At 33.6% G+C, this 20,964-nt stretch carries 15 protein-coding genes; 1 reads left to right on the plus strand and 14 read right to left on the minus strand.

The genetic code is table 11. The annotated features are described in order from the left end of the window. Nucleotides 1-114: 114 nt before the first annotated feature. From EHE19_RS13200 to EHE19_RS13230, 7 genes are all read right to left on the minus strand, one after another. Complete coding sequence (locus tag EHE19_RS13200) at nt 115-1,500, minus strand: glycine--tRNA ligase (RefSeq protein ID WP_137698320.1); 1,386 nt, start codon at nt 1,498-1,500, stop codon at nt 115-117. A gap of 994 nt (nt 1,501-2,494) precedes the next feature. Further along, a complete protein-coding gene (locus EHE19_RS13205; RefSeq protein WP_137698321.1) occupies nt 2,495-4,180 on the minus strand; it encodes a carbohydrate-binding protein in 1,686 nt (561 codons plus the stop codon). 160 nt (nt 4,181-4,340) lie between these two features. Next, nucleotides 4,341-7,226: a carbohydrate-binding protein gene (locus tag EHE19_RS13210; RefSeq protein ID WP_137698322.1), complete on the minus strand. Its 2,886-nt coding sequence runs from the start codon at nt 7,224-7,226 to the stop codon at nt 4,341-4,343. A 28-nt stretch (nt 7,227-7,254) separates the two neighbouring features. After that, the gene (locus tag EHE19_RS13215; protein ID WP_137698323.1) at nt 7,255-8,802 is read right to left on the minus strand and encodes a family 43 glycosylhydrolase; all 1,548 of its coding nucleotides are present in this window, start codon (nt 8,800-8,802) and stop codon (nt 7,255-7,257) included. Between the two features lie 894 nt (nt 8,803-9,696). Next, nucleotides 9,697-12,438: a preprotein translocase subunit SecA gene (gene secA, locus EHE19_RS13220; RefSeq protein WP_137698324.1), complete on the minus strand. Its 2,742-nt coding sequence runs from the start codon at nt 12,436-12,438 to the stop codon at nt 9,697-9,699. A 323-nt stretch (nt 12,439-12,761) separates the two neighbouring features. Beyond that, a complete protein-coding gene (locus EHE19_RS13225; protein WP_137698325.1) occupies nt 12,762-13,169 on the minus strand; it encodes a hypothetical protein in 408 nt (135 codons plus the stop codon). Nucleotides 13,170-13,174: 5 nt separating this feature from the next. After that, a complete protein-coding gene (locus EHE19_RS13230; RefSeq protein WP_137698326.1) occupies nt 13,175-13,477 on the minus strand; it encodes a YerC/YecD family TrpR-related protein in 303 nt (100 codons plus the stop codon). A gap of 741 nt (nt 13,478-14,218) precedes the next feature. Here EHE19_RS13230 and EHE19_RS13235 point away from each other — a divergent pair. Then, nucleotides 14,219-14,926, plus strand: coding sequence for a flagellar brake protein (locus tag EHE19_RS13235; RefSeq protein ID WP_137698327.1), 708 nt, complete (start codon nt 14,219-14,221; stop codon nt 14,924-14,926). 141 nt (nt 14,927-15,067) lie between these two features. Here the strand turns inward: EHE19_RS13235 and rplT are convergent, their stop codons facing one another. The 7 genes from rplT to EHE19_RS13270 all read right to left on the minus strand — a co-directional run bounded on the left by rplT (nt 15,068) and on the right by EHE19_RS13270 (nt 20,746). After that, the gene (gene rplT, locus EHE19_RS13240) at nt 15,068-15,421 is read right to left on the minus strand and encodes a 50S ribosomal protein L20 (RefSeq protein WP_137698328.1); all 354 of its coding nucleotides are present in this window, start codon (nt 15,419-15,421) and stop codon (nt 15,068-15,070) included. Between the two features lie 18 nt (nt 15,422-15,439). Further along, entirely contained in the window at nt 15,440-15,637 is a 198-nt protein-coding gene (gene rpmI / locus EHE19_RS13245) for a 50S ribosomal protein L35 (RefSeq protein ID WP_137698329.1), read from the minus strand. A 16-nt stretch (nt 15,638-15,653) separates the two neighbouring features. After that, nucleotides 15,654-16,148: a translation initiation factor IF-3 gene (gene infC, locus EHE19_RS13250; RefSeq protein WP_244648240.1), complete on the minus strand. Its 495-nt coding sequence runs from the start codon at nt 16,146-16,148 to the stop codon at nt 15,654-15,656. Between the two features lie 284 nt (nt 16,149-16,432). Further along, entirely contained in the window at nt 16,433-16,915 is a 483-nt protein-coding gene (locus EHE19_RS13255) for a dihydrofolate reductase (protein ID WP_137698331.1), read from the minus strand. Continuing rightward, nucleotides 16,912-17,706 carry a thymidylate synthase gene (locus EHE19_RS13260; protein ID WP_137698332.1) on the minus strand — a complete coding sequence of 265 codons (795 nt, stop codon included), beginning with the start codon at nt 17,704-17,706 and terminating at the stop codon, nt 16,912-16,914. The genes EHE19_RS13255 and EHE19_RS13260 overlap by 4 nt, the downstream gene beginning before the upstream one ends. 215 nt (nt 17,707-17,921) lie before the next feature. Further along, nucleotides 17,922-19,421, minus strand: coding sequence for a hypothetical protein (locus EHE19_RS13265; protein ID WP_244648241.1), 1,500 nt, complete (start codon nt 19,419-19,421; stop codon nt 17,922-17,924). 344 nt (nt 19,422-19,765) lie between these two features. Then, nucleotides 19,766-20,746 carry a glycosyltransferase family 2 protein gene (locus EHE19_RS13270; protein WP_137698333.1) on the minus strand — a complete coding sequence of 327 codons (981 nt, stop codon included), beginning with the start codon at nt 20,744-20,746 and terminating at the stop codon, nt 19,766-19,768. Nucleotides 20,747-20,964 lie beyond the last annotated feature (218 nt).

Consider the following 20,964-nt stretch of genomic DNA (forward strand, 5'->3'; position numbering starts at 1 on the left):
TATTTAAGAATAACCATCAAAAGGAGGCATATTAATAATTTAATATTTATATTCTTTTTATTACCTAAAGCCACAGATGATAGCAACCATGTGACAGATGAAAAAACGAAAATACTATATATTATCTATAGGCAATTTAGTCTTTTCATTTATATAGTCTACTAATTCTTCTAGTTTAATTCTAATTTGCTGCATTGAATCACGTTCTCTAAGAGTTACAATTCCGTCATTTAAAGTATCATCATCAATACTGATTGCAAACGGAGTACCAATTGCATCTCCTCTTCTATACCTTCTTCCTATATTACCAGCATCATCATAAGTAGCCATAAAATGCTTTTTAACATAATTGTATATTTCTAAAGCCTTTTCACTATGCTTTTTCTTCATTACTGGAAGTACATTTAATTTAATTGGTGCCAATGCTGGAGAAATCTTTAATACAAGTCTAGTATCGCCACCTTCAAGTTCTTCTTCTTGTAAAGCTTCAAAAAGAACAGCCAATACTATTCTATCAACTCCATATGTTGACTCAATAATATATGGTACATATCTTTCGTTTGTTACTAAATCAATATAATCCAATCTCTTACCTGAGTACTCAATATGCCTTGATAAATCAAAGTCAGTTCTATTATGAGTACCATTAATTTCTCCCCATCCAAATGGGAATAGATATTCAATATCACATGCAGCTTTTGCATAATGAGCAAGCTTTTCATGGTCATGGAATCTTAAACGTTCACTTGGAAGTCCTAACAGATTGAAGAATTTAATACCATAATTTTTAAAGAAATCGTAAAGTTCTTCATCCGTACCCTTCTTACAGAATGTTTGATATTCCATCTGCTCAAACTCAATTGTTCTGAAAGTAAAGTTTCCAGGTGTTATTTCATTTCTAAATGCCTTACCAATCTGTCCAATTCCAAAAGGAAGTTTAGCTCTCATTGTTCTCTGAACATTTAGGAAGTTAACATACTCACCCTGTGCATTTTCAGGTCTCAAGTATATTGTACTAGTGGAACCCTGTGTTACTCCTCTTTCAGTTGCAAACATAAGATTAAACTGTCTTATGTCAGTAAAGTTTGACTTACCGCACTTTGGACATGGAACGTTATTTGCTCTGATATATTGAACCATTTCTTCAGTAGTCATTCCATCAGGTTTTGCATTTTCGTCAAAATCCGCAATAAGATTGTCTGCACGATGCCTTGTTTTACATTCCTTACAGTCAAGAAGTGGATCAGAAAAACTGTCTAAATGGCCACTTGCTTTCCAAACCGTTGGATTCATCAATATATCTGAATCTAATTCAAAGCTATTATCTCTGCTTTGAATAAAAAAGTATCTCCAAGCATCTTTAATGTTGTTTTTGAGTCTAGTGCCTAATGGTCCGTAATCCCAAGTGTTAGCCAAACCTCCGTATATTTCACTGCCTTGAAAAATAAATCCATACTGATTGCAATATGCAACCATATCTTCCATCATTATCTTCTTCATCTTGCTATACTATGCGATAAATGATATCACATATCCTCCTGTATTAAATTATTATTAAATTATTTTAAACCTGCCAAAAGTACTAATATGGGACTTTGGCAGCATTAAATTCATTTTTAATTAGTATATTTGTATTTTCTAGAATAATTATACTATCTAGAGTCTTAACAAACGAAATTATAACACAAATTATTAGCTGTGTCACTGAATTTGCAATAGTAAATTTAAAATTGTGACAATGAATACTACTGCAATATCTTTATAATATCGCAAAAATTGTGATGAATAAATTCAAAGGGGTTGTTGCAAAGCAACATTTTCTATATACTTATGTCTTGTTGCAAGAAATAGTACGCGAGTGTAATATATATCTAATTGCGATGCTCGGTTAGAAATTGATGCTCGAAATAGTAGGTGAAGAACAAGTATTGTAGCCGACACAGCTATAGGATGTAGATGTGAGTATTATCTCGAGACAGGGTACCTTTGTGTAATACGGTCGGCGAAAATACTTATTTCTCCACCGTTACTATTTCAGCGTCAATTTCGTGATCAAGCAATAGATATATATATTGTACGGGAGTACTATTTAAACAGTTTACTGTTGATTATATTATTTCTTGCTTTTCAACAACCCCATCAATTATTTGTCACATTTTTGTGCTGGCAGAAGTCCTATATAATTCTAAATCAATAATATCAGACTTTGCATTGATAAAATGAGTTAACAAAAAACTGACTAACAGTTCAGAATTTTTCATTGCTGTTAGCCAGATTCTATTGATTTTAATACTATAATCTCTTTCCGTTTATAAATATGAATACCTCAACACTTTCAATGTAGAAAATTTGGGTTATATATGTAAAACTCATGTTATTACCTTGACATTATATTAACTAACTCAATAAGTTTACATTCAATAAATCTCCATAAAGTTCGTTAATGGCATTCTTTATATTTATGTATTCTTATATTTTAAGGCATCCATTTTCATTAAGGTTTATATGGCAGTTCATTGACAATACCAAGTAAATACTGCTTGAATACTGCAAAATCAAGGGCATCTATTACTTTGTCGCCATTTAAATCAGCAGCCTCAAGGTCATTTTCTGCTGGGAAATCTGTAATAGAACCTAGAAGATACATTTTCAATAATGCGTAGTCGGTTGCATCTACCTCTTTATCTCCATTAAGATCTGCTACAATAGTTGCAGGTGCTGGGGCTTTGCCAAATACAAACCAGTTAATATTGAGCAAATAACTGCTGCCACCAGTAAATTTCAGATACAGGTCATGTTTTCCAGTAACCTTTTCTATATCGCATTTTACATCGGTCCAAGTCTGCCAGCCGCCAGTACTCTTTACAGTACACGTTCCTATCTTAGGTCCGTCAATTTTATCCAGCCTGATTTCGATATTTCCTCCATTAGCATTATTACTAGCTACTCTTGCTTGGAAACTTGTTGCACCATCACCGAAATCTACATTTTGATAAACTAGATAATCTCCATTTTCAATATATCCAACATCATCTCCACCGCCAACATCTGAGCAGGCTTCTGTTTGGGTTCCATACTGGTCATCATATGCCTCGGCCTCAACCTTTGTATATGGTGATATTGGTCCATTTCCAGCATCTAACTTCTCACCATCAAAAGGAACAACTATAACCTTACTTCCATGTCTATCATTTCCAACATCTTTGTCTTTTGCAACATCTATTACTGCAAATGTCATTGCAACAACATGTCCGTTCTCCATGTAAACATTAGGACGTTCTATCTTATTCCAATGATTTACAGTGCCATCTGTGTATCTTAAAAAGTTTGTTGTTGGATCATAAGCAAGTCCAGATTCGAGCTTCCAATTACTGATACCATCCTTGGAAGTGAGGTGGTACGCCTTACGAGTATCCCATTTATTGGCTATAACATGATACTTTCCACCACTATACCACATAACAGGGTCCTCCATGTTAACTGTTGGACAACCTGGAGTGCTTGCATAAATATTTGTTCCCTGAATAACATAAGGTCCAAGTACATTATCTGAAATACCTATTACTGCATCTCTTCCAATTAGTCCATAACGTCCGTCTGGGCGGAGCATAATATAAACATTGGATGCTGAATAAAGGTTTGAATATTGATTTTGAGCTATTGTTACATCTCCCAGCTTTGACCAAGGTCCATCTAAGGAATTTGATACATAAATAACTGCTGGTCGTCTAGTCTCACTAACGAGAACAGCATATCGTCCATCCTTCAACTGGAATGGAACAACATTGTGACCTCTTCCGCCTAAATCATTTGGCCAGATAACTCCCTTGTCTGTATAAGGTCCGTATAAGTTATCACTTGTTGCATGTACAGCAACTGAACCGAACCATCCGTTGTGACCAGCACTTTGATCCCAGCGGCTTGCAAACATGTGATATCTGCCATCTTCTCCCTTTATTATTCCTCCATCCCAGTAACAGTACCTTGACATAGTTCTGTCTTCTAAACCATTACCCAAGTCACGAGGTCCTACATCCTGAGCCCCCCAGCAATTAGAGGACAAAGGTTCTATAATAGGCATGGGCTGAAAATAATTAATTAATGGTGTCGCAGCTATTGCACCCTGAAACATCATTACTGACATAACCCCGGCCAAAAACACGGAAATTAATTTTTTCATAATCTACATTCCTCCTATTTTATTTTCATTGCACCTACGTCAGCAGATTATCATTACATATTTTCCTGATAAAACAGCTTGTGCATTTGGGTAAGGATGATATTGTAACCATCATAACCAACAAATGCACAGCTGATTTTATATATTTAGTAAAATAGTATTATTTTATATATGGTAATGTAGTAACTATACCTAACAGATATTGCTTAAATACAGCAAAGTCAAGTGCATCAATTACTTTATCACCATTCAAATCTGCTGCCTCAAGGTCATTTTCTGCTGGGAAGTCTGTAACTGTACCAAGAAGATACATTTTCAATAATGCATAATCTGTTGCATCTACCTCAGAATCCCCATTTAGGTCTCCAACAATAGTAGTAGGTTCAGGCTCAGGTACTGAATTAATGAACTGGAACCAGTTTACATTAAATAAATATCCACTTCCACCAGTAAATTTCAGATATACATCGTGTACTCCAGTAGCACCAGTTACTTTACATTCTGCATCAGCCCAAGTCTGCCAACCGCCAGTCGAACCAACTTTACAGGTTCCTATTAATGGACCATTAATACTGTCAAGTCTGATTTCTATATTACCTCCTGCACCATTGCTAGCTACCCTAGCTTGGAAATCTGTAACTCCATTGTTGAAATTGATGTTTTTGTAAACTACATAGTCTCCATTCTCAATATATCCAACATTCTTTCCGCCTTCTGAGCAGTTTTCAACTTCTATACCTGACTGAGAGGAGAAATCTTCAGCTTCAATCTGTGCGCCTTTTACTCTTACTATGAATTCAGACTCACTAATCTTCTTACCCTGTGCATCTAAAACAAACAACTTATAGTTTCCTGGTTTAGTAGGAACCGTAATAGAAGTTGCTATTCCTGCCGCTTTAGTCATGCTTACTCCCTGTTTAAAGCTAGTTGTACCAGCTGGAGCAAACCATACAGTGTTTGAAGTGTTGCCGCTACTTCTAATTTTGATAACATCTCCTGCTGATGCCTGACAGCTTGCAGGGAACACATAATCAGCTACTGAAATTACGTTTTCAGGCACAATGTCTCTGTATTCATCCTGAACTCCAGAATTCACACATACATTGTACGCAGCCATAGGCCAAACATTGTCTGGAACAACAATTATAGGATCAATTCTGCTGTTAGGAGGATTTTTGCCCATTTTGCTTACAGTAGCATATGTTCTTAGTATTGTTAAGTCATGCTTCTCACCGAAATCCTCACAGTTAATTGTGTAAGTTACACCAGGGTCAATGTCTAAAACATTATCATTTTCAGTTATATATGCGCTACCTTCATCATTATGTAAACCATAAGTAGGTCCAGTTGAGTTATTAGGAATTCCCTTTACATAGTTTTCATTTATAGTGGTATAAGGCATTTGTCCTATAGTGTATATTGCTCCACTGTCATGAAGTCTGTTTAATGCATTATATATACGGTTATTATTTATTACATTGTCTTTACATGTAGTTGAGTCTTTGAAATTACACCATCCCCAACCTAAAGTTATTCCATTGTAACCTGTAGTATGAACTGTGTTTTGCGTAATCTTCAGCTTGTTTACAAAGAATGCTGTTATACCGGCACATCCTCCAAAACCAGGAGCTGTACTACAATCCCATAACATATTATTATTAATTACGTTATTTGTACAAATTCCTTCTATGCCTGGAGCATATTTCTGATTTTGTCCACCGTCACCTAAATATACATGCTGTGGATGTCCTACAGTGATACCACTTGCAGTAATGTCATAGATGTAGTTACCTACTAAATTTGAGTTAATTACATCATTAACCATAGTAACACCATCAGAACCACTGTGTTTAATAATATTTCTTGTAAGGTTTATTGAATCAGCACTTACTATGCTTATTATTGCTGGATATGTATCAAGTAGAGTGTACTTAGTATCATGCCAGTTGCCGTTGTAATAAGCTATAAATGCATCTGCACTCTGACAAGTAGTTCTTCCATAGGATTCTCCAACCTTAACAAGGTTCCAATCAGTATGTGCAAATGTTATTCCTTCAAAAGTTATATTTTTAACTCTGCTTGAATTTGATTTTCCTGAAATGTCTATAAGCTTTTCAACAAAAGGAGCCTCAACTTCTGCAGTTGCCATATCTTCGCCTGGGCGTGGATAGTAATAAAGTGTCTTTGTAGTCTTGTCAAAATAGAATTGCCCTGGAGAATTTAAAAACTCAAATGCATTATAAATTGTATGCATACTTGTTGTAGTAAAAGCCGCACCCCAACCAGGCAATTGTGCTATTGAACCATAAGGCTGCTGTAATAGAAGTACTCTATTAGACCCTACTGTAATAACATCCCTAGTACATACAATGTTCTCGTTCCATGTAGTACCATTTACTATTTCGAGGTCATCCTTATTGCTTTTTATTTCTGGTACATCTGACAAATTATATTTAACTCCGTCACTATTGCTGCCGCTTGTCCAAGCCCAACTAGCCTGTCCTTTTGTAATAGAATAGGTTCCGTATCCACCTTGACCTTTTACTGTTTTCTTAGTCATCTGAGCTCTCTTGTCATTTACAAAGAGATATCTCAATTTGGTTGAACGGTTCAAAGTAGCCTTATATATGTTGTCGTTGTACTTAGTCCATCCTGTAACCTTTGTTGAACCATTAAGGACAGGTGTTTCACCATCATATGCTTTGTAATATATTCTGAAGCCATTTGTTCCAGAATCCTCTACTCCAAAATTAATGGTGCTATTAAGACGATAATCTCCACCTCTTAAATAAACATATATATCACCAGTCATATTTTTGTTTATTGTACGAACTACATCACGAGCCTTTGCAATTGTCTGGAAAGGAGCATCAATAGTTCCAGGATTGCTATCGCTTCCTGACGGTGATACGTAATAGGTTGCCTGTATTGCTACTGCTGCTGAAACATCTTCCGTAAATGCAGCAGATGTTAAAATACCGCACAGCATTACTATAAAAGAAAGCGTTATTACAAAGCACCTCTTTATAGCAGTCATTTCGAACATTATTATTCCTCCTTTTATTTACAAAGGATTATACCTCTGCAGGGAATTTATCAATCATGCGAAGCAAATACTGCTTTAATAGTGCAAAGTCTATTGCATCTACAGTTCCACTTCCATCAACATCTGCTGCTTTTAGTTGCTCATCTGTTAAATTTGCAGTTCCAAGTAAATACTGTTTTATTTTTGCAAAGTCTATTGCATCTATGCTGTCGCTTCCATCAATATCACCGTATTTTACTGTTGGTTGTGTTGGAGTTCCATTAAATTTCCAGTAGTTTAAGTTGAATAAATAACCGTCTCCACCAGTAAATTTAAGATATAAATCATGTACTCCTGTAGCACCGCTTACACTACAAGATACATCTGTATAAGTCTGCCAAGCACCTGTTCCTTTAACAGCACAAGTTCCAACCAGTGTTCCTGTTGGGCTGTCTAAACGAATTTCAATATTTCCGCCACTAGTTGCTGAAGAAGCTCTAGCTTCAAAAGATGTTGCACCAGTACCAAAATCTACGCCATTTATCTTTAAGTAATCACCATTCTCAATAAAGGATACAGCCATTCCGCCTTCACCACATACTTCTGTTTCAACGCCTTGTCCCCAAGCAAATGTTTCTGCTTCAGTTTTAACGAATGGATTCAGATACTTAATCTGAGCTGGTCCACTTTTAGTCATTGGGATATTTGGTATTCTTCCATCTGAAGTATATTTGAATTGTTCTACACATACGGAACGTTTATAGCTTCCTCCACCTGGAAGGTCACCTGTGTGATAGAACAAGTAATCATTTCCTTTAAATCTAGCTACTCCAGGATGGTTTGTAAAGCTGTTTCTAGCACCCATAATAGCTCCTCTAGCTGTCCATGGTCCTGTTGGGCTATTGCTTGTTGCATATTGAAGGTTTTCGCCACCATTATTCCAACCTGCATATACCAAGTAATACAAATTATTTAGTTTGTAAACCCATGGTCCCTCTATATATCCATCTGGTTTTGTTAATGTTTGTACAGTGCCTGAATAAGAAATCATGTCTGGATTTAATTTTACCATGTAAAGATTACCATTTCCCCAATACAAGTAAGCTTGACCATCATCATCGATGAAACATGTTGGATCTATATCCTGTGAACCGCTTTTTGTAGCTAAAGGCTTTCCTAATGGATCAACAAATGGTCCTGTAGGACTGTCTGATACAGCAACACCGATTGCATATGCCCCATTTTTTTGTGTTAAAGGTACATAAGCATAAAATTTACCGTTTCTTTCAACAACCTGCCAAGCCCAAGCATCCCCTTTTGCCCAGCTAAAGTCAGTATAGCCTAAAACTGTACCATGATCAGTCCAGTTTTGCATATCTGTTGTTGAGTAGCATTTCCAGTTTTTCATAGTATAAAAGTTGTTCTCAGTTACATCTTCATCATGACTGGTATAAAGATATAAAGTATCGCCAAGAACCATTGGTGCTGGATCAGCAGTGTAAACAGTTTGTACAATTGGATTGTCCGCATAACATAATGTCGGAATACATAGTGATACTGCTGTTAAAAGTCCTAACAATTTTTTTGCTTTCTTCATTTTTTATTACCCCCCAATAAATATTTTGTGTAAGCTAAGTTACACTTTTGATTTTTATAAATTGCTTATATCAAGGGTTCATTGTTTTATCAAAAACAATAACCCCTTGTTTCATGAAGAAATGCTGTTCACATACAAAAATTAAGTGTCCTAGTGAACAGAGTTAAACGTTTAGCTTAGGAATGCTAACTTTGCATTAATACCTGACAAACAATATCAATGCAAAGTAAATACAAAATTCAAATATTCTCATATAATTTTATAAGAGTATTCTACTTATATTATATAAAACAGTACATTTGAAATGCCATGCACATATTTTTACTTGTTTGTCATTTGTTTACGAGTTTTAAATACACTCAATTTATCAATAAAATAGTCTCTATATCTAAATTATAATTCAAATTAAATAAATTTTTTAGGAAGATTAAATTTTTATGGATAATATTTTTTATTATTAAAAAAGTATTTTTCTTAAAAAGACTTAAACCTTTATCAAGCTTCTCCCAAATATGGATATAACAATTAGTAATATATTCAAATTAATAAACTAAACAATGCAAAATCCTAATACAAAACTCCAATTTGAACATAAAAATTTGATAAATAATTCAGTTGAAAAAACTCTGCTTCATTGCAGTAAACCTAAGCCATTTCGCATATATTACCTGCTCCGCAAATAATAATCAAAAACCTGCAAAAAAATAAAACACAAAATGTAGTTTCTACTTCTTTAAGCTTATTTCAATAATATAGTCATAGTAATGCGTATTGTATTTGATATAAAAAAAATCTGCTTAACTTATATAATAAGTCAAACAGATTTTAGTTGCTTTATTAATACATAAAACTGTGTATCACTGATGCTTGTAAAACTCATAATCAAAAACTCTGCTACTCATTTATTCCGCAGCATTTTTTATACTTTTTGCCGCTTCCGCAAGGGCATAAATCGTTTCTTCCAACTTTATTGTTATTTGTAACAGGCTTTTTAGGTTCATCTCCATGACTAGCATTTACTGGTTCTGCAACCTTTTCACGCTGTGGAGCATGCTCTCTGTCAATTCTTGATCTTACAAGTAATTTAATCGCATCCTCTTGTATACTCTTTATCATTTCTTCAAACATCTGATAGCCTTCAAATTTATACTCAACAACAGGATCTCTCTGCCCGTATGCTCTGAGACCAATTCCATTTTTTAATTGATCCATTGCATCTATGTGATCCATCCATTTTTGGTCAACTACTCTTAACAGAACTACTCTTTCCAATTCTCTCATGAGTTCAACTCCAATATCGGCCTCTTTGAACTCATATATTTTTTCAACAATTTCCATAAGCTTTTCTTTCAAGTCTATCTTGTCAAAGGAGCTACGTTCTTCATTACTTAAAGTTAAAGCACCTTGAGGTAAGAATACACTTTCAAGATATGCAATCATTGCTTCCCAGTCCCACATATCAGCATACTCGCTTTCAGCACAGTAGGTAGCAATAACATTGTCTATGATACTTTCAAACATTTTAATAAATGAATCTCTAAGATTGTCTCCATTAAGAACAGTTTTTCTCTGCTCATAAATAACTCCTCTTTGAGTATTCATTACATCGTCATATTGGAGAACTCTCTTTCTAATATCAAAGTTTCTTCCTTCAACCTTCTTTTGTGCACCTTCAATAGCATTTGTCAGCATATTATGTTCTATTGGCTGATCCTCTTCAAGACCTAAAGTCTCAACAATCTTTGTCAATCTTTCTGAACCAAACAGCCTCATGAGATCATCCTGCAAGGATATATAGAATCTTGAAGAACCAGGGTCACCTTGACGTCCAGCACGTCCGCGCAGCTGATTATCAATACGCCTTGATTCATGTCTCTCAGTACCTATAATATGAAGTCCACCTGCTGCATAAACCTTCTCACGTTCTGCATTGGTAATTTCCTTATATTTTTCATTAAGAGTTCTAAATCTTTCTCTAGCCTCTAAAATAAGTTCATCATCTGTGTCATTATAGCTGGTAGAAGCACTAATCAATTCTTCAGGATAGCCCATTTTTCTCATTTCCTGCTTAGCCATAAATTCAGCATTACCACCAAGAACAATATCTGTTCCTCTACCTGCCATATTAGTAGCAATAGTAACAGCACCAAGCTTTCCAGCCTGAGCAATGATTTCTGCTTCTTTTTCGTGATATTTTGCATTTAATACCTGATGAGGAATTCCCCTTCTCTTGAGCATTGTGCTAAGTAATTCCGATTTTTCAATAGAAATAGTACCAATCAGCACAGGCTGACCCTTTTTGTGGCACTCTACAATATCTTCAATAACTGCATCTAATTTACCTTTTTCATTTTTATAAACAACATCTGGAAGGTCTTTTCTTGCCAGCGGTTTATTTGTAGGTATAACTATTACATCCAATTTATATATTGTGTTAAATTCATCTTCCTCTGTTTGAGCTGTACCTGTCATACCTGCAAGCTTTGTGTACATTCTAAAGTAGTTTTGGAATGTTATTGTTGCAAGAGTTTTACTCTCTCTCTCAACTTTAACACCTTCTTTTGCTTCAATGGCTTGATGCAGACCATCACTATATCTTCTTCCGTACATCAATCTTCCAGTAAATTCATCAACAATAATTACTTCTCCATCTTTAACGACATAATCCTTTTCATTTTTCATTAAGCCATGTGCTCTAATTGCTTGATTAATATGGTGGGATATAGTCATATTCTCAGGATCTGATAAATTTTCTATACCAAAATATTTTTCTGCCTTCTTAACACCATTTGCAGTAAGTACTGTTGTATGCGCCTTTTCATCAACAATATAGTCCTCATCAAACATTTCATCGTTATCAACTTTATCATCCATTTGCTTAATAACCCTTGCCTTTAATGTAAGTGCAAAGGAATTAGCCCGCTTATACATATCAGTGGATTTATCTCCTTGACCTGAAATTATAAGTGGTGTTCTAGCTTCATCTATGAGGATTGAGTCAACTTCATCCACTATAGCATAGTGCAATTCTCTTTGAACCATATCCTGCTTATAAATAACCATGTTGTCTCTAAGGTAGTCAAAGCCCAACTCGTTGTTTGTTCCATAGGTAATATCACAGTTATATGCAGCACGCCTCGCATCATTTTCCATGTCATGTACTATTAGACCAACTGTTAAGCCTAAAAAGCTATATACCTTGCCCATCCATTCACTGTCACGTCTAGCAAGATAATCATTTACAGTTACAACATGAACGCCCTTGCCGGCAAGAGCATTAAGGTATACAGGTAATGTAGCAACAAGAGTTTTACCTTCACCAGTTTTCATTTCGGATATTCTTCCTTGATGGAGAACAATACCACCAATGAGCTGAACTCGGAAATGTCTCATTCCCAACACTCTTCTTGAAGCCTCACGAACTACAGCAAAAGCCTCAGGCAATATATCATCAAGAGTTTCGCCATTAGCAAGACGTTCTTTAAATTCAGGTGTTTTAGCCTTTAACTCAGCGTCAGTAAGTTTTTGAATTGAAGGTTCTAATGCATCTATTTGGTCAACAATTGGATAAATTCTTTTTAATTCTCTGTCACTATATGTTCCTATTATTTTTTCAACTATACTTTTAATTCCCATAATTATACTCTCCATTCACAAATACATTGATTTGTTTATTTTTTATTAACACATCAACTCTCATTAAATAATAGCAGTTGCTTAGCAAGTATTAAGACTGCCAGCTTGCTATAGCTACTTTTACAACTCCAGCAACTTATAACTGTATATCACAATACAGCATACTAGCTATTTTGAAAGCTGTTTATATTATTCTATTCATCATTAAGCTATAAAAAATATTAAATACAAGAAGTTTACTTAGCAAGCCACATCAGCAATACCAAGCTTATTTCTCAAAAAACATTCCATATAAAATTGTATGATAATCGAAAAAAAAGAAATCAGCAAAAAGCTGGTGGCGAAGAATCTGCAAGACACAATAAATCAAGCCTTGTAAAAATGAATATTTTTTTATTTAAGTAAATAAATACAACACTGAACACAACTAAGCAAATAGCTGTTGTCAATATCCATAAAGGCACTGAGCCATTATTTATATTTGGAGTCTTTGCATCAATAGATTCCTGAGAAATCAGTTTGTAAAAAGCTGCTGGAGTACCCTTTTTTTCTACTGCATCCGTCTTATTTATAGTATAATCAGAGACAGCGTTTAGGTCATCCTGCTTTATATCAAAATAGGTAAGATTAACCAAGTAGAAGTTAATTAATTCCTCAGAATAAGATACCCCACTTTCGGAAGCAAAAGCAGACAATATTATTATGCTTAAAAATATTTTTCTTAACATCATGTATGCTACTTATCCTTATCCTTTTCCTCTAGTCTGTCTAAAACAAGATTATACCCATCAGCACCATAAACTAAGCATCTATTTACTCTGCTAATTGTTGCTGTACTAGCACCAGTCTGCTCACTTATTTCAGTATAGGTTCTCTTATTTCGAAGCATCTTGGCTACTTCAAGCCTTTGAGCTAGTGCTTTAATCTCAGATATTGTGGAAATATCCTCAAAAAATTTATAGCATTCTTCTCTATTTTCTAATAGTAAGATAGCGTCAAAAAGGCTATCTGTATGTTCATCCTTTATTTTGGAATTCATAATCAATAAATCTCCTAACAATAAAAACGCAAATCCCTTAAAGCTAACTCCAAGCCAATTTTACGATAAAACGTACAAAGACTGATAGAATAAAGTGTAATTGACTTTTAAATAAATCAATTAAATACTTCAATTAAATATTCACTTAAATATTCAATCAATCTCTCTTCATAGAAATACAATAACAGTTTTTTCAAAAACAGTCAAGGTTGTATGTTCACATCAATACGTATCCTCTTTGTTACTAACAAACTTTCCATTTATAAGTTTAAGCCATTATCACAGCTAGAGCAAACGCCCAAGTTTTTGCTATCATACTTTCATTGATAATTTTATGCATCTGAAAATACATACAAACAACTTAACTTGGAAAGTTGAGTCACAAAAAAATATCAAGCAAATTTAATTATTACTTTAAATTTAAAATTTTATAATAAAAAAAATAGTGAAAAATATTTGTTTGTGACATATAATGTAATTAGTAATAATTTATTAGCAATAGACTTTTTTAAAACATACTAACTTAAAATTATATAGTATTTTAGCCAAAAAATATTTAAGTATATCAACAATAATTCTTGAATCTAGTTTGCTCCACGTCATATCATTTTTGTGCCTCAATTCTGTCGTGGAAACAGGTTAAAATACTAAATAAAATGATAAAACTCATGCATGTGCCAATATTATAATAGGAATTTTATCCATAATTCAAGGCACAAATATATTAATGGATATATATAAATGGATACTAACAAATTAGAAGTAGGTACTAAATTAGAAATAAAAATACCTCACACTACCAGCAGCGATTCCTCAGACACTTACTCCAGTCAGTTGATTGACATTATTGATAATAAAACAGTTAGTATTGCTGCTCCAATTAGTGATGGAACATTTAAATACCTTAACATAGGTTTAGATTTGTTTGTATATTTTTTAGATGAGAATAAGGATTTTTTATTCTTTAGTGCTATAGTAAAGGGACATAGAAAAAATGGCCCTGTTGAAGCATTTGATATAACTATAGTCAGTGAAATCAAGAAGGTACAAAGAAGAGAAGCATATAGGCTAGAAACAGCACTCATCTGTAAATACGCTATAGTGGATTCAGAATTGATCAATTCTGATAGTCCTAATTTCCCTGATATAAACAATGCAGTTTTTTGGGATACTTCAACTACAAATATAAGTAGTAATGGTATTTCTCTGCATCTTGACGCACCTCTTGAAGCCGGTACCATTTTATATATTATAGTAAATTTGGATAAAAACTCAAAAATCAGAGTTCTTGCTCAAGTAAAACGTTCTCTGCGTAAAGATGGCAACAAATATATGGTAGGTATGCACTTCATAAAAATCCATTCTCGCGACTTAGAAGTATTGACAAAATTCATATTTGCCCAGCAGAGGGTTATGCTAAAAAATAAAATGCCATTGAAGTTTAGATAATTATCTAAACCTCAATTAATTTCAAACGATATGAAACGTATAACACAATTACCTTTGTATTCTAATTAATTAAACTTATATAAAAACTAAACTATTCAAAAAGGGAGTCCTATTAAGGACTCCCTATATTTATCATTTTAATTATTTAGCACTCTTTGCCATCTCAGCAAGTTGAGCAAATGCATCAGCATCATTTACCGCCATATCAGCAAGAACTTTTCTGTTAAGTTCAATTCCTGCTTTTTTCAAACCACCAATAAATTTGCTATATGATAAACCATTTATTCTTGCAGCAGCATTTATTCTTGCTATCCAAAGCTGTCTGAAATCTCTCTTTTTTAATCTTCTATCATTATATGCATAATTTCCGGATTTCATAACGGCTTGTTTAGCCATTCTAAAGAGTTTACTCTTTGCTCCGAAATATCCCTTTGCGAGTTTTAGCACTTTTCTACGTCTTGCACGAGTTCTCATCGCACCCTTTACTCTTGCCATAACCCTATGCCCTCCTTCTTATTTATATGGAATAAGTTTCTTTACTGTAGCTAAATTTGCGTCTGAAACGTAAGCACCCAATCTATGATGCTTCTTAGCCTTTGTAGACTTAGAAACAAGTCTGTGGCTTCTCCAAGCATGTCCAAACTTTATCTTACCATTAGCTGTAACTCTAAATCTTTTCTTTGAAGCACTGTGCGTTTTTAACTTTGGCATAATTTTCTCCTCCTGTCTACTGCTTTGGATTAAGTATCATTATCATACTTTTGCCTTCAAGTTTTGGTTTTTTTTCAACTATTCCAACATCCTTTACTGCTTCTGCAAACCTATCAAGTATCTCATTGCCCATTGAGGTGTAGTGCATTTCTCTTCCTCTAAATTTGATTGATACCTTAACCTTGTCTCCATTTTGCAAGAATTTATAAGCGTTCTTAACCTTGAATTCAAAGTCATGGTCTTCAATTGAAGGTGAGAATCTAACTTCTTTAATATTTATGATCTTCTGATTTTTTCTTGCTTCTTTCTCTTTCTTGGCAAGTTCGAACATATATTTACCATAGTCCATTATCTTACAAACAGGCGGCACAGCTTGCGGCGCAATCTTCACTAAGTCAAGATTTTTATTATTTGCAAGCATCTGGGCTTCCTTAATTGCCACAATACCAAGCATAGTACCATCAGCATCTATAAGTCTGACCTCTTTATCTCGAATTTCCTCATTGATCATTAATTCATTTTTGCTAATAACTGACACCTCCGAAATTTAATAGGCTGGAAGAGTTACTTTCCAAGTCCCGATAATTATAAAATACAATAAAAAAAGTGGATAGAAGAAATATCCACAATAATATCTAAGTCTTGAACGTATTTAACGTAAGGAATTGATATTAACCTTGTAAATCAAATGTTCACTAGGTGAGAAGTGGAAAACTTCTTCTTGTTTTGCATATCTATGATATCAGATGATTTTATTTTTGTCAATTTTTTTGCTAAACTTTTTTAAAAAAACTTTTAAGTTTTTTTCTCATAAACCAAGTGCTTGTAGTCATATGGGTTATCTTCGTTTTTCACCCCTGGCTCGCTAGATATAAGCTTCCACTTAGCATAATCAATCTGGGGAAAAAAAGTGTCTGCTTCAAAGGAACTATCTATTTCAGTTATATACATTTTATCTGCAATAGGCATAAAAGCATCATATATTTCTGCACCGCCTATTATAAAGCATTCCTTATCCTTAGTTAATTCTTTAGCCTTCTCCACTGATTCAACTATTATACATCCCTCATGCATAAAATTTCTATTTCTGGTAATTACAACATTTGTTCTCCCTGGCAATGGTCTTCCTAAAGATTCAAAAGTCTTTCTGCCCATAATAACAGGCTTCCCCATTGTAACCTTTTTGAAGTAGGCTAAATCTGCTGGTAAGCGCCATGGCAATTTATTTTTGTAACCAATTGAATTATCCTTTCCCATCGCAAATATTAATGAGATCATACTGAAACGGCCCCCTTTATATGAGGATGAGGGTCGTAGTCTGTTAATGTAAAGTCCTCATATTTGAAGCTAAATATATCTTTTACATTAGGATTAATGTTCATTTTAGGGAGTTTTCTGGGTTCACGCGTAAGCTGTAGTTTTACCTGCTCAATGTGATTTAAATATATATGCGTATCACCTAAAGTATGCACAAACTCTCCAGGCTTTAAATCACACACTTGTGCAACCATCATTGTAAGAAGTGCATAAGATGCTATATTAAAAGGAACTCCAAGAAATACATCAGCACTTCTTTGATAAAGCATACATGATAGTGTACCATTTACAACATAAAACTGATAAAAACAATGACAAGGAGGTAAAGCCATTTTTTCTATCTCTCCAACATTCCACGCACTAACAATCAATCTTCTTGAATCAGGATTATTTTTTATTTGATTAATAACATCTTTTAGTTGGTCAATGGTTCTTCCATCAGAAGTAGGCCAAGACCTCCACTGATGACCGTATATAGGGCCTAAATCGCCATTTTCATCAGCCCATTCGTCCCATATAGTCACTCCATTGTCTCTTAAGTATTTAACATTTGTATCTCCGTTTAAAAACCATAAAAGTTCATAAATTATGGATTTAAGATGCAGCTTTTTAGTAGTAACCACAGGAAACCCAGCTTGCAGGTCAAATCTCATCTGATTACCAAATGTACTAATTGTGCCAGTACCAGTTCTATCTTCTTTTTTTACTCCATTTTCTAAAATATGCCTGCATAAATCAAGGTATTGTTTCATTATGCTCTTCCTCCTAATAGTTCATTAACGATTGTAAGCTTTTATGTTCAAAAATAACATTTATATAAACAGTTTTCTTATCAGTTCAAATCAGTTCAGTAGCTTATAAAAATAATTTTGTTACTTTGATATTATTTCACAAATTTTATATTATAACAAATCCATCGAACTGTCGAATACTAGAATTATAAAATATTTTTATATTAAAATTGTTATTATTCGCAATTATCCTCTTTAATATATTTAATATTTTTTCTATATCCTCTGCATCTGCAAAGCAGCATTTCACTTCCCTTAGCCGCCATAATAAATACTATAATAACTGCAAAATACCTGTATCTCACTTGTATTTCAATAAAAAAGTGTATGCCGAAATAGCATAAAAGTATCAATGAAAGCAGTAAAATGCCTTGATTTATTTTATTATTCACAAGAATTCTGAAAAGACCTATAAACATAAGTAAAAAAATAAATATATAATATATTTTTTCATATTTCAGTACAAAAGGTTCAATCTTTTTTACTTGGTTTGAAGGCACAAGTTGTCCGTCTATTTTTTGATAAAATCCCCAACTTAAGGAATCTGTTCCAGCCCACATTATTTTTTGCTTTTCATTTATCAATACAGCAAGTTTTCTGATTCCTGCAGACATGCGCTGCTTAATAACCTGTTTTGCTGCATTATCCCTCTCATTAAAATCCTGTATGTTAAAGATATTGTTTTCATCATCAAAGGAAAATTGTCCCTTAGTCTCATAGTTTAGGCCAACTACAAATTTCCAAAGAGGAAAGTTATTTGCCAATCCTTCTGAATTAATACCAGTATATTTTACCAAAGCTGAGCAGCCATAGCTTACCAGTAAACAAGAAATAAGTACCAATATAGTACTCCCCAGCATGAGCCATTTACCATTTGCAATTTTCTCTATAATCCCACACAATATTAAAGCAGCTAAAATAATAATACCTATAGGTCTAACTGCATTTCCTAAAGCAATTACTGCTCCTGCAGCAATGCTTTTAACACCCCAATTTTGTCCTTTCAAAAGCAGTATATAAATAGATAGCAGAAACATACACGCTGCGAAGTGCTGATTTGTTAATACTGTTGTCAAAAAATATGGAGCGGGATATAAAAGATATAAAATTGATACCACTCTTGCAGTAAAATCATTTGATATTTTATGAGCTATAAGGTATATAAGCGCATTTGTACCAGCCATAAAGAAGCAGTTCGCCATCTTTAACGGAAATAATCCCGTTCCAAACAGCTTCATTAAAGCTGCATAATATATAACCGGTCCTGTTTGATATGCCCAAGTCTTAAAATACAATATATCTTGAAAGGACTTTTCACCATTTAATAGTTTAGCAGCATACTGATAAAAAACTGCAAAATCGGAAACTGGCTTTGTGTCTGTGAAAAAAATTAATATGCCCTTTGACAAAATGACCATAAGAAAAATTACTATAGCAAAAGCTCTATGTGAAATTTTTATATAGCAGGATAAAAAGTGTATTAATACAAATACACTTAAAGCCAATAAAGTACAAATAGTATATCTCTTATTGCCGTCTATTAGATAATAATAAAAATTGAGATAAATTAAATATAATGAAAAAACGGCTAATATTGAAATAATTATCTTGTTAAGAATGGCTCCAAATTTTGTATTATCAACAGTTCTAAAATAATTCGCCATTCCTCTATCCATATCACTCTTCACATAGCAATATAAAGAAATGATATGAACTCAGCACCTCCAGTAAATTTTTCACACCTGATTAAAATGAAGCTTTCTGATTCATAAATTATTCTTTTATATAAATTATTCTTTAATCAGCGGTATGTAAGCAAGGCATGAAATATTCTCAGCGCATATAAACCAAAGTGGCGTCCGCAGATAAAAAACCAAAGCAATATCTGTCCTTTATAAAAGCGAGGTACATATAACTTAAGCAGGAGATATTTTCAAAACCTTAAAACCAAATGCTACTCAACATTTATAATAGTAGTGACATTTTCTCGCCTCAATATAAATATACATCTTTATCTGTCTCAATTAACCTTCTTATTCTTATTATCCTTCTCTTCATCATTATTATCAGGAAAGCCTATTAACTCGCCAATTATATATAGCGGCCTAGCCTTCACTTCCTCATATATTCTTCCCACATATTCTCCCATAATACCTAAAACAATGAGCATAACACCATTAAAAAACAAAGATACTGCCATTGAAGATGCCCATCCAGATGCAACATCATTTTTTATAAACTTCTGTACTAAAACCACTATAAGATAGATAAAGCTAAAGGCTGAAATAATCATGCCAGTAAAGGTTGCCAGCTTTAATGGTTTATATGAAAAAGAAAAAATGCCGTCTCCCGCAAGTTTTATCATTTTCTTGAGAGGATATTTTGTTTCTCCAGCAAACCTCTTTTCTCGTTTATATTCCACACTTGTCTGCTTAAAACCAACCCAACTCACCAATCCTCTAACATATCTTGAACGTTCAGGCAAACCCTTCATTGCATCACATACTTTTCTGTCTATTAACCTAAAATCACCAACATCAACTGGAAGCTTTACATCCGTCATACGATCAAGAAATCTATAAAACATTTTTGCAGTAAACTTCTTAAAAAAGGTTTCACCTTCTCTTTGTAATCTTTTTCCATATACTACCTCATAGCCCTCTTGCCACTTTTCAACCATTTGCAGAATAACCTCAGGAGGATCCTGCAAATCAGCATCAATTATTACAACAGCATCACCCTTTGCATAATCCATACCAGCGGTAATGGCTATTTGATGGCCGAAATTTCTTGCAAAATTTATAATACGAACCTCTGGGTTATTCTTCGCAATTTGCCCAAGTTTGAAGTATGTGTTATCTTTACTTCCATCATTTATAAAAATGTATTCAACTTTCATAAAATAGTCCTTGAATACTTCAGATAATCTTCTAAATGTTTCATCTATAACTTCCTGCTCATTGTAAACAGGAACTATTATTGACAGCAGTTTTTGATGCATTTAAATTATCCTCACTCGTATTATAAAGTAGTAGTGTTTATAGTCCCTCTCCAAGGACTGTTTAAGGCTACTGTTCATAGCAGTTTTTACATTTTCTATAAGTATAATTAGTTGAGTTTTTCACAAAACACATTATAACATACTAGTCATTCTAATTTGTATAAATAAATTGAATAATCAACTCATTTTAATTATTATCAATATAATTAAAAAATAAT

This window comes from Ruminiclostridium herbifermentans (genome assembly GCF_005473905.2).
Lineage (GTDB): Bacteria > Bacillota > Clostridia > Acetivibrionales > DSM-1351 > Ruminiclostridium > Ruminiclostridium herbifermentans.